At 60.6% G+C, this 14,992-nt stretch carries 14 protein-coding genes; 8 read left to right on the forward strand and 6 right to left on the reverse strand.

The window, feature by feature from the left end:
- Positions 1-462 precede the first annotated feature (462 nt).
- On the reverse strand, positions 463-1,695 hold the full coding sequence (trpB, locus tag HUV26_RS05315; protein ID WP_174409082.1) for a tryptophan synthase subunit beta: 1,233 nt from the start codon (positions 1,693-1,695) through the stop codon (positions 463-465).
- Between the two features lie 677 nt (positions 1,696-2,372).
- On the opposite strand from trpB, the gene HUV26_RS05320 reads away from it, so the two are divergent.
- From HUV26_RS05320 to HUV26_RS05330, 3 genes are all read left to right on the forward strand, one after another.
- The gene (locus HUV26_RS05320; RefSeq protein ID WP_174409083.1) at positions 2,373-3,458 is read left to right on the forward strand and encodes a DctP family TRAP transporter solute-binding subunit; all 1,086 of its coding nucleotides are present in this window, start codon (positions 2,373-2,375) and stop codon (positions 3,456-3,458) included.
- A gap of 231 nt (positions 3,459-3,689) precedes the next feature.
- On the forward strand, positions 3,690-4,160 hold the full coding sequence (locus HUV26_RS05325; protein WP_174409084.1) for a TRAP transporter small permease: 471 nt from the start codon (positions 3,690-3,692) through the stop codon (positions 4,158-4,160).
- 9 nt (positions 4,161-4,169) lie between these two features.
- Positions 4,170-5,477: a TRAP transporter large permease gene (locus tag HUV26_RS05330; RefSeq protein ID WP_174409085.1), complete on the forward strand. Its 1,308-nt coding sequence runs from the start codon at positions 4,170-4,172 to the stop codon at positions 5,475-5,477.
- A 51-nt stretch (positions 5,478-5,528) separates the two neighbouring features.
- Here the strand turns inward: HUV26_RS05330 and HUV26_RS05335 are convergent, their stop codons facing one another.
- From HUV26_RS05335 to hypD, 3 genes are all read right to left on the reverse strand, one after another.
- Complete coding sequence (locus tag HUV26_RS05335) at positions 5,529-6,539, reverse strand: HD domain-containing protein (protein ID WP_174409086.1); 1,011 nt, start codon at positions 6,537-6,539, stop codon at positions 5,529-5,531.
- A 146-nt stretch (positions 6,540-6,685) separates the two neighbouring features.
- A complete protein-coding gene (hypE, locus tag HUV26_RS05340; RefSeq protein WP_243451277.1) occupies positions 6,686-7,735 on the reverse strand; it encodes a hydrogenase expression/formation protein HypE in 1,050 nt (349 codons plus the stop codon).
- 181 nt (positions 7,736-7,916) lie between these two features.
- Complete coding sequence (hypD, locus tag HUV26_RS05345; protein WP_243451278.1) at positions 7,917-9,002, reverse strand: hydrogenase formation protein HypD; 1,086 nt, start codon at positions 9,000-9,002, stop codon at positions 7,917-7,919.
- Between the two features lie 224 nt (positions 9,003-9,226).
- Between hypD and HUV26_RS05350 the strand changes: the two genes are divergently transcribed.
- From HUV26_RS05350 to HUV26_RS05365, 4 genes are all read left to right on the forward strand, one after another.
- Positions 9,227-9,871 (forward strand): HDIG domain-containing metalloprotein, encoded by a 645-nt coding sequence (locus HUV26_RS05350; RefSeq protein WP_174409089.1) that lies wholly within the window; start codon positions 9,227-9,229, stop codon positions 9,869-9,871.
- A complete protein-coding gene (locus HUV26_RS05355) occupies positions 9,828-10,751 on the forward strand; it encodes a D-alanine--D-alanine ligase family protein (RefSeq protein ID WP_174409090.1) in 924 nt (307 codons plus the stop codon). Before HUV26_RS05350 ends, HUV26_RS05355 begins: the two co-directional genes overlap by 44 nt.
- Positions 10,748-12,028, forward strand: coding sequence for a 3-deoxy-D-manno-octulosonic acid transferase (locus HUV26_RS05360; protein WP_174409091.1), 1,281 nt, complete (start codon positions 10,748-10,750; stop codon positions 12,026-12,028). Before HUV26_RS05355 ends, HUV26_RS05360 begins: the two co-directional genes overlap by 4 nt.
- A gap of 276 nt (positions 12,029-12,304) precedes the next feature.
- Entirely contained in the window at positions 12,305-12,607 is a 303-nt protein-coding gene (locus tag HUV26_RS05365; protein WP_174409092.1) for a hypothetical protein, read from the forward strand.
- Positions 12,608-12,686: 79 nt separating this feature from the next.
- Here the strand turns inward: HUV26_RS05365 and HUV26_RS05370 are convergent, their stop codons facing one another.
- Positions 12,687-13,328: a tetratricopeptide repeat protein gene (locus tag HUV26_RS05370; RefSeq protein WP_174409093.1), complete on the reverse strand. Its 642-nt coding sequence runs from the start codon at positions 13,326-13,328 to the stop codon at positions 12,687-12,689.
- Positions 13,329-13,545: 217 nt separating this feature from the next.
- On the opposite strand from HUV26_RS05370, the gene HUV26_RS05375 reads away from it, so the two are divergent.
- Positions 13,546-13,740 (forward strand): ferredoxin, encoded by a 195-nt coding sequence (locus HUV26_RS05375; RefSeq protein WP_174409094.1) that lies wholly within the window; start codon positions 13,546-13,548, stop codon positions 13,738-13,740.
- 83 nt (positions 13,741-13,823) lie between these two features.
- Here HUV26_RS05375 and HUV26_RS05380 read toward each other — a convergent pair whose 3' ends face one another.
- Positions 13,824-14,966, reverse strand: coding sequence for a nickel/cobalt transporter (locus tag HUV26_RS05380; protein WP_174409095.1), 1,143 nt, complete (start codon positions 14,964-14,966; stop codon positions 13,824-13,826).
- Positions 14,967-14,992: the final 26 nt, after the last annotated feature.

Genomic DNA, 14,992 nt, shown 5'->3' on the forward strand with positions numbered 1-14,992 from the left:
ATCTGTATCTAATGGTTCCAACCGAAGCCGGAACCACGCTAGCTGATAACTTTTCTGTCCAACTCGCTATTTAATTGTCAAGGAACCTTATCTCACCACACCTCAGCGGTGCGGGCGCGCACTCCGGCAGGGCATTCCCTGCTGCAAGCGCGAGAAGGCGTTTTGCCTGATTCCCCGCTACCTGTCAACCACTTTTATTTTTATTCCAGCGATTGTTCCGGGCAGCCTGTTGCTTTTTTCGCCCCGCCCTTTCCACTCTCGTTTTCAGGCATCTTGTTGAGATACTTGGAAAGCGTTGTTCGGGCAGTCCGTCGAAGCGAGAGCGGTTCTATGCAAAAGCACCCCGTGCGTCAACAGCTTTTTTCCTGTTTCCTCGCAAAACACCATAACACACTCAAAATGCAATGCTTTTTTCTTAAGACATAACGCTGCGGGAGGCCCGAAGCCCCCCGCAGCACCCAATCATCGTTTCAGCATGGCAGGAGGAACCACAGTCCCTTCTGTAACCATAGATTCCACCTGTGCCACATCCTTATCGCCCCGGCCGGAGAGGTTCACCAATATGATACTCTCTCTGCCCAGCGTGGGAGCAAGGCGAATGGCATGAGCCAAGGCGTGCGAAGATTCCAGCGCAGGGATAATCCCCTCCATGCGCGAAAGCATGAAGAAGGCGTCCATGGCCTCGGCATCGCTTGCATGCACGTACTCGGCCCGCCCTGCATCCTTGAGGAATGCGTGCTCCGGGCCCACGCTGGGATAGTCCAGCCCTGCCGAAATGGAATAGACCTCTGCCGGTTCTCCCTGCGGGTCTTTGAGCATGTAGGAGCGGAATCCGTGCATCACTCCCGGCTCGCCAAGGCACAGCGTGGCCGCATGCTGGCCATATTCAAGCCCGCGCCCGGAGGGTTCCACTCCCACCAGCTTCACCCCCGGTTCATCAATAAAATCTGCAAACAGGCCTATGGCATTGGAGCCGCCGCCCACGCAGGCTACGCAGTAGTCCGGCAGACGCCCCTCTGCCTCGCGCATCTGCCGTTTGGCCTCACGCCCCACCACCGACTGAAATTCACGCACGATAGCAGGATACGGATGCGGCCCCACGGCGGAACCCAGCAGGTAGAACGTTTCTTCCGCATCCTGCACCCATGCGCCCAGCGCTTCGTCCACGGCTTCCTTCAACGTTTTCTGCCCGCTCTGGGCGGCCACAACCTTGGCTCCCATCATCTGCATGCGGAACACGTTCAGCTTCTGCCGCTCCACATCCACGGCCCCCATATAGATGGTGCATTCCATGCCCATAAGCGCCGCCGTGGCCGCCGTGGCAACCCCGTGCTGACCGGCTCCCGTCTCGGCAATGATCTTCTTTTTGCCCATGCGCTTCGCAAGCAGTATCTGCCCGATGGTGTTGTTCACCTTGTGCGCGCCAAGGTGGTTCAGGTCTTCCCGCTTGAGATATATCTTGGCACCGCCCAGTGCTTTTGTAAGGTTGGAGCACAGATACACCGGCGTTTCGCGTCCCGAAAAATGCTTGAGATAGTAATTGAATTCCCTGAGGAACTCCGGGTCGTTCCGATATGTTTCAAACGCCTGCGCCAGCGTATCCAGAATGGGCTTGAGCGGTTCGGGCACATACTGCCCGCCGTACTGGCCAAAGAACCCTGCGGCGTCCGGCATAGCGGGGGATACGGTAGTCATGGGGCTAACTCCTTTTGATGATCCAGCGTTGTTGACGATGCGGATGAAAGATGGTCCGTTCTCCGATACCCGGGCAGACAGCCGGCCACAAAAAAACCGCGGCCAGTTGTGACTGCCGCGGTTTACTCTTTTTCCGTTGCTGCTTCGCCCAGCGCGAAACAAAACGCTTCCACGGCACTGTTACCAGTGCCACCACCAATTGCGAAGAGAAAGGGTGTTACCAAAAGCGTTTTTCATGAAGGCGATACTGTACGAAACAGCAGTCCTTGTCAAGAAAGCCGGCACTTCATGAACCGCAAGCAGAACCCCCATCCGCACTTTTTACGAGGCTAACCATCTGAATTGCCATATAGACATCGCAAGCGCCTTGCTCTGAGCAGTGAGACGCGCCCAAGCCGCAAACACATTCCGTGCCTGCTTCGCCCCTTTCCCCGCCTGCAGAATATTGCAGAATTGTAAAAAAGGCATTACAACACTCTCCGCTGTCTGTGAGCACCCACTGCGACACCCCTTTTGCACGGCACAAAGACTGCCAAAGGACGTATTCCCCGGTGCACACAGGACAACGTCACCGCCTGCTGGCCACGGCGTTGCCCTGCAGGCTCCCATGGCAAGGACAAGGCGCCCGCACCACGCGCCGCACATACAACCCGTTCGCTTCAAGGAGTTACCCGCCCATGAACAGATTCGCCTCTCTCGCGCTTGCAGTCCTCATCCTTGCCTTTTTCGCGCTTCCTGCCCTTGCCGGGACCAAAGGCGACTACAAGCCGGAATACAAGCTCAGCGTGGTTCCCGGTCCCACCTCCGGCTGGGGACTTTCTGCCACCTATTTTGCCGATCTGGTCGCCCAACGCACGGAAGGGCGCATTGTCATCAAGCCCTATTTCGGCAGTCAGCTTCTGGCGGGTAAGCAGACGTCCGAATTCCTTATGGTACGCAACGGGGCCATAGATTTCGCCCTTGCCTCCACCATCAACTGGTCTCCGCAGGTAAAGGAGCTGAACCTGACCGCCCTGCCCTTCATGCTCGCTGCGGAACCGGACCGCTACAAGGCACTGGACGCCATTGAAACCGGTGCATCCGGCAAGATGATGATCGAGGCCATAGAGGGCAAGGGCGTGAAGATCATCGGCTGGGGAGAAAACGGCTTCCGCGAACTGACCAACAGCAAGCGCCCCGTTTCTGCCCCCGAAGATATGAAAGACCTGAAGATACGAGTGGTGGGCAGCCCCATCTTCATAGACACCTTCCGCGCACTGGGAGCCAACCCGGTGAACATGAACTGGGCAGAAGCCACCACCGGCTTTCAGCAGGGCGTGGTGGACGGACAGGAGAACCCGGTGAACGGCATCTGCATTCCCGTTAAAATCTGGACCTACCACACCTATCTCACCGACTGGAACTACATTGTAGACCCGCTTCTTCTGGGCGTTAACCCCAAGGTATGGTCCTCCTTCAGCCCTGAGGACCAGCAGATTCTGCTGGAATGCGCGCAGCTGGCAGAACGCTACGGCAAGGCTATTGCCCGCGTGGGCATGGATAACGGCGAATCGCTCGCCTATTTGCAGGAGATAGGCATGGCACCGGAAGTGGCCGACCCGTTCGCCTTTCTGGCTGAGAAGGGTATGACGGTAATCAGACTCACCCCTGAACAGTCCAAGGCGTTCCATGACGCCACTGCGCCGGTGCGCGCAAACTGGATACCGCAGATTGGTGAAGGGCTTGTGCAGGCCGCAGAGGCCGATATGGCTTCCGTTCGCTGACCTGCTGCCCAAAGACTGCCCGCCCAAAGACTGCATACCTGAAGACTGTATAACGGAAGACTGCATGGCGGCGTGGGCTGTACAGACCGGACCGCGCCGCCATGCTCTGAAAATGCCGAACCGCACCGCTCCCGTTTTTTACTTGGTATCGCCGCCGGCGTCATAACCGGCATCACTGCCTTCATCACAACCGGCATCACTGCCGTGATAGCTGCCGAGGAAACCCGAGCCATGTTCAAATTCATATGGGATCGTTTCGAGGAACTGCTGGGCTCACTCCTGCTCTTCGTCATGGTAGCCATTGCCTTTGCCAACGTCGTCACCCGCTACTGCATCAAAATGTCTCTTTCATGGACGGAAGAGATCACCGTAAACCTGTTCGTATGGGTAGTTCTTCTCGGCACAGCTTATGCCTTTCGCAAAGACAACCATCTGAGCGTCACCCTGCTGCACGATGCCATGCCGCCATGGGCGCAACGGGCCTGCCGTGCGTTCTCGCTCATCGTATGCGTCGGTTTCTTTGCCGCCCTGTGCTGGCTGGGCATGGTGGAAGTGCGCGACGAGATGGATCTGGAGGTCATCACCGAGTCGCTTGCCATTCCGGTATGGTGGTACACTGTGGCAACCCCCGCCTTCTCGCTGCTCATCATCGTGCGCATTCTGGAACGCGCATGGCAAGACCTGCGTAACGGCAGGCTGTAGGGGGCAAGCATGGAATCACTCATACAAGACCCCGCCCTGTGGGCCGTGCTGCTTTTTGTTACCCCGCTCCTGCTGCGCGTGCCCATTGCCGTGGCCCTTGGCGGGGCGGCGCTGGCCGTGGCCTATCGCTGGGACCTAGGATACGAGATGCTCTCGTACAACATCTACGCCGGAGTGGCCAAGTTCCCGCTGCTGGCCATCCCCTTCTTCATTCTCGCGGGCATTATCATGGAACGGGCGGGCATTGCCGCACGCATTGTGGACCTGATGAAGGCGCTTGTTGGGTCCATGACGGGCGGTTTGGGTATTGCCACGGTGGCAGTGGCCACCTTCTGGGGCGCAGTAAGCGGCTCCGGGCCTGCCACGGTGGCTGCGCTGGGACTCATACTCATTCCGGGCATGGCGTGCGCGGGATATGACAAGCGGTTCGCCACGGCGGTGGTTTCCGTCACGTCCGGGCTGGCTATTGTCATTCCGCCCAGCATCGCCTTTATCGTTTACGGGGGTGTTGCCAACGTCTCTGTGCCCGCCCTGTTTGCGGCAGGATTCATCCCCGGCATTCTGGTGGCCCTGTGCCTTGCCGGGTCGGTATGGCTCACAAGCTGGCGGCACGGCTACCGGGGCAGCTGCGGGCCGGGAGAAGAACCGGCGCGCGTATGGCCTGCGCTCCGCCGCGCCTTCTGGGGCGTGATGACTCCGGTGATCATCCTCGGCGGTATATACGGCGGCGTATTCACTCCCACGGAGGCAGCGGCCGTGGCCGTATTCTACGGATTATTCGTGGGCGTTTTCGTCTACCGGACCATCCGGTCCGTGAGGGAACTCTTTGAGATTTTCGCCGCCACGATGCACGGCACTGCCGTGGTGATGATTGTTGTCACCTGCGCGGGGCTGTTCTCATGGGTGGGGGCGACAGTGGGACTTGTGGAAAAAGGTTCCGCCGTGCTGCTTGGTGCTTCAGACAGCCAATGGGTCATCCTGTTCATGATCAATGCCATTCTGCTGCTGGCGGGCATGGTACTGGATGCCATTTCCATCTATTACGTCTTTCTGCCCGTCATGCTGCCGCTTATCCACCACTTCGGGTGGGACCCCATATGGTTCGGGGTGATGATGACGGTGAACCTCGCCGTGGGTCAGGTAACGCCGCCCGTGGCAGTGAACCTGTACGTAGGCGCGAACATCAGCGGCCTTACCATGGAAGAAATTGCCAGACCGGCTCTGCCGCTTATCTTTGCCGCGCTTATCGCGCTGGCTTTCATCGTGGCGTTTCCGGACCTCTCCACCTTCCTGCCGCGGCTTCTGGGGCTTGAATGATAGCCACCTTCCTGTAACGACAAAAGCCGTCCCGGCTCTGCACCGGGGCGGCTACTTCGGCCCGACTCTGCGCCGCAGCAGTTCTTCGTAGCATGCGGGGTTTTCGCGGCAGGCATTGGCAAGGTCGCTTATATACCGGATGTTGGCCTCAATGGACGTGGCGTACAGGTCTTCGTCCCGGCCCCAGCGTTCCCTGAAGTGGCTGCGCATATGCGTATACAGCCCCTTAAGGCCGCCTTCCAGCCGCTTCTTGGCCACGTTGGTATAGAATGTTTCGGTCTGCATGATAAGCTCCTGCTCGGACGAAAAGCCGGGCAGCTTGGCTTCCTCGAATTCCTGAAACAGCAGGTGCAGCTTTTCCAGATAGGTGCGGTCCGCCATCTGCGCCAGCAGATCGGCCGCACCCACAATGCACCCGAGCACACTGTCTCCATCAACGGAAAAGGCGATGTTCTCCGGCGGCAGACTCAGGATGGTACAGCGGATCATGTCTGCGCAGGAACGGATGTCTGCCTCGCCGTACCCGTGCGAGGCCAGATAGCGCTCCATGAATACAATGCTGCGCTGTTCGTGCCCGACCGTATACTTGGCCCCCGTGCCTTCCGTATCGCCTTCTTCCTGAATCATGCCCGTGTCATGAAAGTAAGCCGCCATGACGCAGAGTAAAAAATCGCGCTCCGAAAGACGCAGAACTCCGTCCAGTACGCACCCATGCAGCAGCCGCGCCGTGGCCAGCACCACCGAGCAGGTGTGTTCCAGATTGTGATATTTTGTCGTACTGCGCCTGTAGCCGGGAAAACGGCCGCTGAACAGACGCACTATGTCTTCGTGCAGGGCGGTCAGAGGCTGTTCGCACCCGCCCAGCGAGAGCAGCGAGGCCACAAGGGCCACCTCTTCCAGCACCCGTGCGTTATCCTTGGGGTCCACCAGATCATAGAGATGCTTGTCGTCCGTGCCGTTGCAGACATACTGCTGCCGGGTGTTGCCCTCTCCCGAAGCATTCTGGCGGGTGTTCCCCTGTCCCGGCTGACAGGCCTGTTGGGACTCTCGGTTTTTTTCCATATCCGCTCCGCTTATTCCCCGCCTATTTCCGCAATTCTGGCATGCTCACGCATGTAACCGCATGTGACCCCATGTAACCGCGTGTGACCTCAGTGACCGTGCTTATACCAAAACAAGGCCCGTGCTGTCAGCACAGAGGCGCAACATCAGCAGATGCGCGGCAACTGCTCACCTTCCAGCATGCCCAGCAGCCTGTGCCCGCCCAGGGGCGTTTCCAGCACCACCTGCCCGGCCTTGCCCGGCCCGTCTGCCGCATCGCGCACGGTGCCCACCTGCACCGCGTTCTCCCCGTAGGGCATGGAGCGCATCAACTCCAGCGCAGCCTGCGCCTTTTCCTGCGGCAAAATGCAGATAAGCTTGCCCTCGTTGGCAAGATACAAAGGGTCCAGACCAAGGAACGAGCAACCGTTCCGCACGGACTCACGCACGGGGACATCGGCTTCCCGCATGTGAATGACCACGCCGGACTGCCCCGCTATCTCGTTGAGTGTGGTAGCCAGCCCGCCCCGTGTGGGGTCGCGCAGCACATGGATATCGCCCACCTGCGTTACCAGCGCCTCCACCATGTGGTTCAGCGGGGCGGAGTCGCTGCGGATATCCGTGGAAAAATTCAGCCCTTCGCGGCCGGAGAGCACCGTCAGCCCATGGTCGCCCATGGTGCCGGAAACAAGCACCGCATCGCCGGGACGGGCGCAGTTGCCCGCAGGGGCCGGGTCGGCAATAATCTCGCCCAGCCCCGTGGTGTTGATAAACACCTTGTCCACCGCACCGCGCGGCACCACCTTGGTGTCGCCGGTAACGATAACCACCCCCGCTTCGCTGGCTGCCGCGGCCATGGAGACCACAATACGCTCCAGCGTCTCCATGGGCAGCCCTTCTTCCAGAATGAACCCGCAGGAAAGGTATCTGGGACGCGCGCCCATCATGGCCACATCATTCACCGTGCCGTGCACGGCAAGGGTGCCTATGTCGCCGCCGGGAAAGAACAGCGGGTCCACGGTGTAGCTGTCCGTGCTCATGGAAATGGGACCGCACATGTCCAGCCGTGCCGCATCATTCATGGCGTTAAGGATAGGGTTGTCGAAATGCCTGAAGAACAGGTTGCCGATGAGACGGCTGGAAGCGTGCCCGCCGCTGCCGTGGTCCAGGAGAAGTGTCTTTTCAGAAAGGGTATCTGCAAGGGGAGATTTGCTCATGATGACCATGCCTGTCTTGCCAGACCGCTTAAGGGGATGCGCGTTGCAGCGGCGTCCGGTCTCCGCAGCCCGTGCGCCCGTACAGATTCGTCCGTACAGATCCTGGGCTTGCAGGTTCCGGGCGATTGCGCACCTGCGCAGCAACACCGTTACCGGCCTGATGAAATGTTTTTACAGCACGTTATACCGAATATTTGTAGTAGGCGGCGCAACTGCCCTCGGTGGAGACCATGCACGGCCCCACGGGCTTTGCCGGGGTACAGCCCTTGCCGAAGAGCGGACAGTCCACAGGCTGCATCTTGCCCTTCAGCACCTCACCGCACTTGCAGCCGGGAGTGGGCGGGGCTTCCTGCACCGTCACGCCAAGGGCCTGCAACGCGTCGAACGACGCATAGTCCTCGCGGAACACCAGCCCGCTTTCCGGAATGCGGCCCACGCCGCGCCACAGGGCATCTGCGGTTTCAAAAACGCCGAACATCACCTCGCGCGCCCGCGCATTGCCCGAATCGGCAACAGCGCGCCTGTACTGGTTCACAATGCGGTAATCGCCGGATTTACGCTGCTCCACCATGATGAGCAGCGATTCCAGAATATCCACAGGGTCAAACCCCGTAATCACACCGGGCGTGCCGTATTTTCCCGCCACGAACTGATACGGTTCCAGCCCCAGCACGGTGGACACGTGCCCCGGAAGAAGAAAGCTGTCAATGGCGCATTCCGGGTCGTCCAGCAGTACGCGAAGCGCAGGGGGAACCAGCTTGTGAAAACAGAGCACCTTGAAATTGCGCAACCCCTGCGCCTTGGCCATCATCACCGTGCCCGCCACCGTGGGAGCCGTGGTCTCAAAGCCCACCCCGAGAAACACCACGGTGTCTCCGGGATTCTTTGCGGCAAGCTGCAACGCATCCACGGGGGAATACACAATCTCCACCCGTGCGCCCTCTGCCTGCGCCAGCTTGAGATTACGCCCCTTGGGGCCGGGTACGCGCATCAGGTCGCCGAAGGTGGCAAGGATAATGCCCTCGCGCCCCGCAAGATCCAGAAACGCCGCCACCTCGCTCTCGTGGGTCACGCACACGGGGCAGCCCGGACCGGAAAGATGGGTTATGCCCTCAGGCAGCAGCGGACGCAGCCCGCTCTGAAAAATGGCAACGGTGTGGGTGCCGCACACTTCCATGAACCGCAAGGGGCGGTCCAGTTCCTCATGGAGACGGGCAAGAAGACCTTTACAAAGGGCAGGGTCCCTGAAGGAATCAGCTATATTCACAACGCCCTTCCTTGGTGCTGCTGGGTGAAAACGAACGGATGAAACCCGCAGGGCTGTGCGGAGCAAGCCCCTTTGACCATTCACTGTGCTACGCGCCACGCGCAACCGTGTCAACGGGGCCACCGTTGCCTGAGCCTTCAAACAGCTTTGCAATTTTTTCCGGCACTTGCTAAAGCCAAAGGGCATACGGTACTCACAACCATGCCACACGCACAGGATTTTGCATGAACCGCCATCCACGCACGCCGCGTCCGGCCCTTTATCATGACAGCACTCCGCCCCTGCGCTTTGCCAACAGCCCGCAGTGGCAGGTGCCTGATGCTGCCTGCTGCCGCAGCCTGTGGAACAAATACGCCATGCCAGACCACATCCGCCACCACAGCGAGCATGTGGCCGCTGTAGCGGAGTTTGTGGCGCGCACCGGTGCGGATATGGGCCTTGCCGTCCACGTACCGAGCGTCATTGCCTGCGCCCTGCTGCACGACATTGCCAAATCCTACACCATCGTCCACGGGGGCAACCATTCACAGCTGGGGGCCAGCATTGTCATGCAGGAATGCGGCAACCCCCATGTGGCGCAGGGCGTGCTGCACCATGTACACTGGCCGTGGCAGCTGGACGTGGACGCATGGTTTCTGCCGCTGTGCATCATCTACGCGGACAAACGCGTCATGCATGACCGCGTGGTGGCCCTTGACGAACGGTTCGACGATCTGAACGTGCGCTACGGCAAAACGGAACGCATCCGCCAGCGCATCCATGAATCCTATGTTCAGTCGGTTGCCATAGAAACAGCTTTCAGCAGAAGAATGGGGACACCTCTTCATGCGTATTCTCTTGATAGCGGGCGGATGGTCCAGCGAACGTGACGTTTCCCTGTCCGGTGCCCGCGGCATAGAAAAAGCCCTGCTCACGCTCGGCCACACCGCTACCCGGTTCGACCCCGCCACCTCGATGGACGGCCTTCTGGAGGCCGCCTGCGCCCACGACTTCGCCTTCATAAACCTGCACGGCTCTCCCGGAGAGGACGGACTGGTACAGGCCATGCTGGACGCCGCAGGCTGCCCGTATCAGGGGTCCGGCCCCGCCGGTTCCTTTCTTGCGCTGAACAAAGCCGTGGCCAAGCAGATATTTGTGCGCCACGGCCTGCCCACGCCGCCGTGGGTGTTCCTGCCCTCGCACCCGGCCCCCGGCTGGCAGCCCGACCTTGCTTACCCCCTGTTCGTCAAATCCAATGTGGGCGGTTCCAGCCTAGGACTCTCCCGGGTGGATGATCCTTCGCAACTGCCCGCCGCGCTGGACGCCGTGTTCGCCATGGGCGACGAGGCCATTGTGGAACCCGCCGTCACCGGCGTGGAAGTCACCTGCGGAGTGCTGGGGGATGAAGCCCTGCCCCCCGTCCTTATCCTGCCGGAAAGCGGCGCAGGCTTTTTCGACTACAAAGCCAAATACACCCCCGGTGCGGCGCGGGAGATTTGCCCTGCCCCCATTGCGCCGGAAGCCACGGAACAAGTAATGCATATGGCCATGGTCGCGCACCGTGCACTGGGCCTTGCGGGTTACAGCCGGGCGGACTTCATCCTCGGGCCTGACGGGGAACTGCACCTGCTGGAGGTGAACACCCTGCCGGGCATGACCGAAACAAGCCTGCTGCCGCAGGAAGCAGCGGCCATAGGGCTGAACTTCGAGGCGCTCATAGACCGCCTCATAACCTTGGGCCTTGAGGCCTTCCGGGAGAAGACGGCATGAGCGCACTGGCAAACACCCTGCTTCTCAAGGCATACGGGGCACTCTGGACCATTGCCCGCCCTGTTCTGCGCCGCCACGCGCGGCTGCGCAACGGGCTTGAGCAGCGCATGGTGCCCGCCGACTGGGCTGTAAAGACGGATATCTGGATTCAGGCCGCTTCCGGCGGCGAAGCCTATCTGGTGTGGGAGTTGCTCAGGCACCTGCCGGAAGACAACGACCACGCCCTGCTGCTCACTTCCTGCACGGCGCAGGGGGTGGAAGTGCTGGAAAAGGCGCACCGCTGGTGCCGTGAAATGCGCCCCCGGCTCAGCCTGCAGATACGCTACTTCCCCTTTGACCAGCCCGCGCTTATGCAAAAAGCCCTGCGCATGACCTCTCCCCGCGTTGTCGCCCTCATGGAAACCGAACTCTGGCCGGGGCTTCTGGCGGCGTGCAAGAACAATCGCGTGCCCGTTGCCGTGCTGAATGCCCGCATGAACACCCGCAGCCTTGCGGGCTACCTTGCCACACACTCGCTATGGCGTTCCCTGCGCCCGGACACCGTGCTTGCCATATCCGAGGCAGACGCCCGCCGCTTTGCCGCGCTGTTCGGAGAACAGGGTGTGCATGTCATGCACAACATGAAGTTTGACCGGGTAACCCCGCCAGCAGACGAAACGCAGGGAGAGGAAGCCAATCCCCTGCTGGACACGGTCATCAAAGCGGGCACGCCCCTCGCCACCTTCGGCTCCGTGCGGGAGGAAGAAGAGCAGGACGTGCTACACATCATCCGCCGTCTGCGTGAGGCGCGCCCCAAAACCAGCATAGCCCTCATCCCGCGCCACATAGAGCGGGTTATTCCGTGGGAAGCAACCCTGCGCAACGCCGGAATGGAAGCGGTGCGCCGCAGCACGCTGGATGCTCCCGCCGCGCCCGGCAGCCTTATCCTGTGGGACGAATTCGGCGAACTGAACCACGTTTACGCGCTTTCCCGCGCCGTTTTCGTGGGCGGCAGTCTGGCACCGCTGGGCGGACAGAATTTTCTGGAACCGCTGGCGCACGGCATTCAGCCCGTCATCGGCCCCTCATACAGGAACTTCGCGTGGGCGCAGGACCTGATCACGGAACGCATGGTGCATGTTATGCCCGATGCCGATGCCGTATTCGACCAGTTGCTCCGCAATCTCAAACGCCCCGCCCCGCGCGACAAAGTGCGGGAGCAGTTCACCCTCTGGCTGCACGACAGGCAGGGAGGCTCACAGTCCGCCGTACAGGCGCTTCTGTCTCTCCTGCAGTAGCCGCCAGCCTGCGCTGCCTGCCCGAAATGGCTGCCGTATGAGTCTTGCATGGGGCGGTATATGCCTGCGGGTATGCCCGGCAGATACGTCAGCGGTCATGTATGCCTGCAGATTGCTTTTTGTAGTCCCGCAGAAAAGCATATCGGGGGGCAAACCTTGCCTCCCCCCTGCCGAACACGTCTTAACACGCTGTTTTAGCTATTAAAAAAGCATTATTCCCGCTTTTTGCATCTTCGGAAACAATCCGGCAGCTTCTGCCGTTTCAGGAGGTGTTTCATGCAGATTACCGAAAAACGACATGCAGACCCTTTCAGCAAGCTGGAAGAGATGCTCCGGCAGGGCGATGATGTAACCCGCAGAAAATTGGCGGAAAAGGGTGCATCTGGAGCCATGCAGGAAGGCTTTGCCACACAGGACGCTCAGGCGGCACATGCGGGCGGCATATTGCCCCCCATGGCAGCGGATGAGGCAGACCGCGCATACGGGGCAGCCATGGACCTGCTGGGTGGCAACACCGACAGCGGCCTTGCGCAGCACGCGCTGGACCCGGACCGGGTGGCAGCCCTGCTGGGCCTGTAGACGGGGCGAGAAAGGGCCCGGAACGGCCCCGGAAGGCCCTGCGGCCGGATAAAGACGGGGACGGCAGGAGGGCGGCGGGCTATTTGAGTCCGAACTCTGCTTCCAGCTTTCTGGCAGCGGGAATGTTGCCGCTTTCTTCCAGCGACCGCACCAATAGTGTTGCGGAAAGTTTGGGATTGCGCTCCACCTTCACGGCGCGCTTCAGGTATTTGGAGGCCATGCGCGGTTGCTTGGCCGCAAGGCAGGCTTCGCCCATCAGGCGGAAGAGGCTGTGTTCGTCCACATACAGGTCCGCAGCTTCCTGAAAGGCTCCGTCCGCGTCCTGCACCTTGCCCGCCTCAAGCAGCTTTCGTCCGTAGCCCAGCAGCTTGTCCAGCTTCTGCTTGCGCTCCAGCGTCTGGGTATAGGTCTCCCGCTCCTGTGCCTGCCGTACAAGGCGCACCATCTGCACCAGCGCGCTGTGCAACGGCTTTTCAAATCCGGGCTTGTAGGCAATTCCTTTGGGGAAGCAGGCTTTCAGTTCGTCCGTGCGGTTGAGCAAGGCCACCATTTCCCGCAGGGCACTTTCTACGGCCAGCTTATCCGGCCCGGTCACCGTGCCGCCCTGCACAACAAACAGCGCGGCGGCAATCTCTTCCACCGCCCGCAGCACCTCGTGCCGCTGAAAATATGCTTTTGCCCGCGCCATGTGCGTCTTCGCGGCGCGCCCTCCGGAATCCATACCGCCTACCCCTGCTACCTCTGTTTGAACCGGTGTGAGAATGGAAATCTCTCTTGCCCAAAAACCGATTTAGTGATTACCGTTTTTCGGGGCAATTCTCGAACTGTGGCCGGACGATGAACCGTATCCCAAGCCCCGCCGGGTATCCCGCATTTGCTGGCTGCCCGCGCGAACCGAAACCAACGGGCATGCCCGCATGCCCCAACAGGAGGACCCCATGGCCAAGGAACTTGTCATTGATGCAAACGAGTGTATCGCCTGTGAATCTTGTGTGGAACTTTGCCCCGAAGCGTTCAAGATGTCCAGCGGCGATGAGTATGCGGAAGTGATAGACCTCCACTCCAAGGCCGCCTGCGTGACCAATGCCATAGATACCTGCCCCGTGCAGTGTATCTCATGGCAGGACGCTTAGCGCCCTGTGCCGAAAATAGGCCGTTCCCCTCACAGGCGGAACGGCCTTTGCTTTTCTCCGCAACCCCTTTGCCGCTACGCCTTTCAGCATGAGAGCGAAGCCAGCATGAGCCCGCCCACCAACGCTATGCACGCGGCTCCGGTCACAGAAAGCAGGCCGTAGAGCACCGTGAGTTTTCGCGGTCCGCGCCCGGCCACGTAGACCAGCGTGCTGCGCGAGGCCATGCTCAGCACACCGAACAGCGATGTGGTAAGCCCCATGCCCAACGCCAGCGCGAACATGGCGGCAATTCCGGTAGCCGGGATATTCAGGCTGAGCGAAAACGCCAGCACCAGTGCCGCGCCGGGGCAGGGCACCAGCCCCGCGAGCACGGAAACGGAAAGCAGGCTGCCGTAAGAATTCTTTTGCGAATCCGGTGTACCGGCCCTGCCAGTCGAAACGGGCGAAACGGGCGAAGCGGGTGCGGCGGATACGGAGGGTGCTGCGGTGCAGCATATTCTGGCAGAAAGCCTGCCGCTGGCCAGTTCGTACAGCGCATGGCAGACCATGAACACGCCTATGGCCAGCACAAGGCTGTAGCTCACCCGCTGCAATACGCACCCTGCCTCGTCAAAGGCGTGCGACCCGGCACCAGCCCCCCATGCGCCAAAGCCCCATTGCAGGGCAAACACCAGCACCACGGCGGAAAGCACATGCACAAAGGTCATCACATGGCCCATAACCATGCCGCGCATCACGCTTCCGCGCCTGCCCAGAAAGTAGGCAAACACCACGGACTTGCCGTGCCCCGGCCCGAGGGCGTGAATCACCCCGTACAGGAAGGAGAGCCCGAGGAACATCCAGAATGAGCGTCCACCGGGATTCTGGGCGATATCGCGTCCCAGCGAGGTAAGGGTGACGCGCAGGTCCTTCTGCACGGCTGTTATGGTGCGCATGAACCGCGTATACAGCGTGGCGGTCAGCCCTGCCCGCGACTCCCCTGAACCGGCAGCTACGGCAGATTCTGCCGCTCCAGGCGAAGGTTCGCGGGTGGTTTCCCGTGCGGCAGGCTGCATTGCATCCTGTTCAGGAGCCTGCTCAGACGCCTGTTCTGAAGCCTGCTCTGAAGCCTGCTCTGAAGCCTGTTCTGAAACCTGTTCAGCAGGCGGTGCAGCCCGTCTGCCCCCTCCGGTAAAAGGGTTGGCACCGGCCTCGGAAACCAGCCTCAGCCCGCCGTGGTCGGACAAGGAAAACGTCCCCGGCCATACGGACA

It is taken from the genome of Desulfovibrio psychrotolerans (genome assembly GCF_013340305.1).
In the GTDB taxonomy this organism is placed as follows: Bacteria; Desulfobacterota; Desulfovibrionia; order Desulfovibrionales; family Desulfovibrionaceae; genus Halodesulfovibrio; species Halodesulfovibrio psychrotolerans.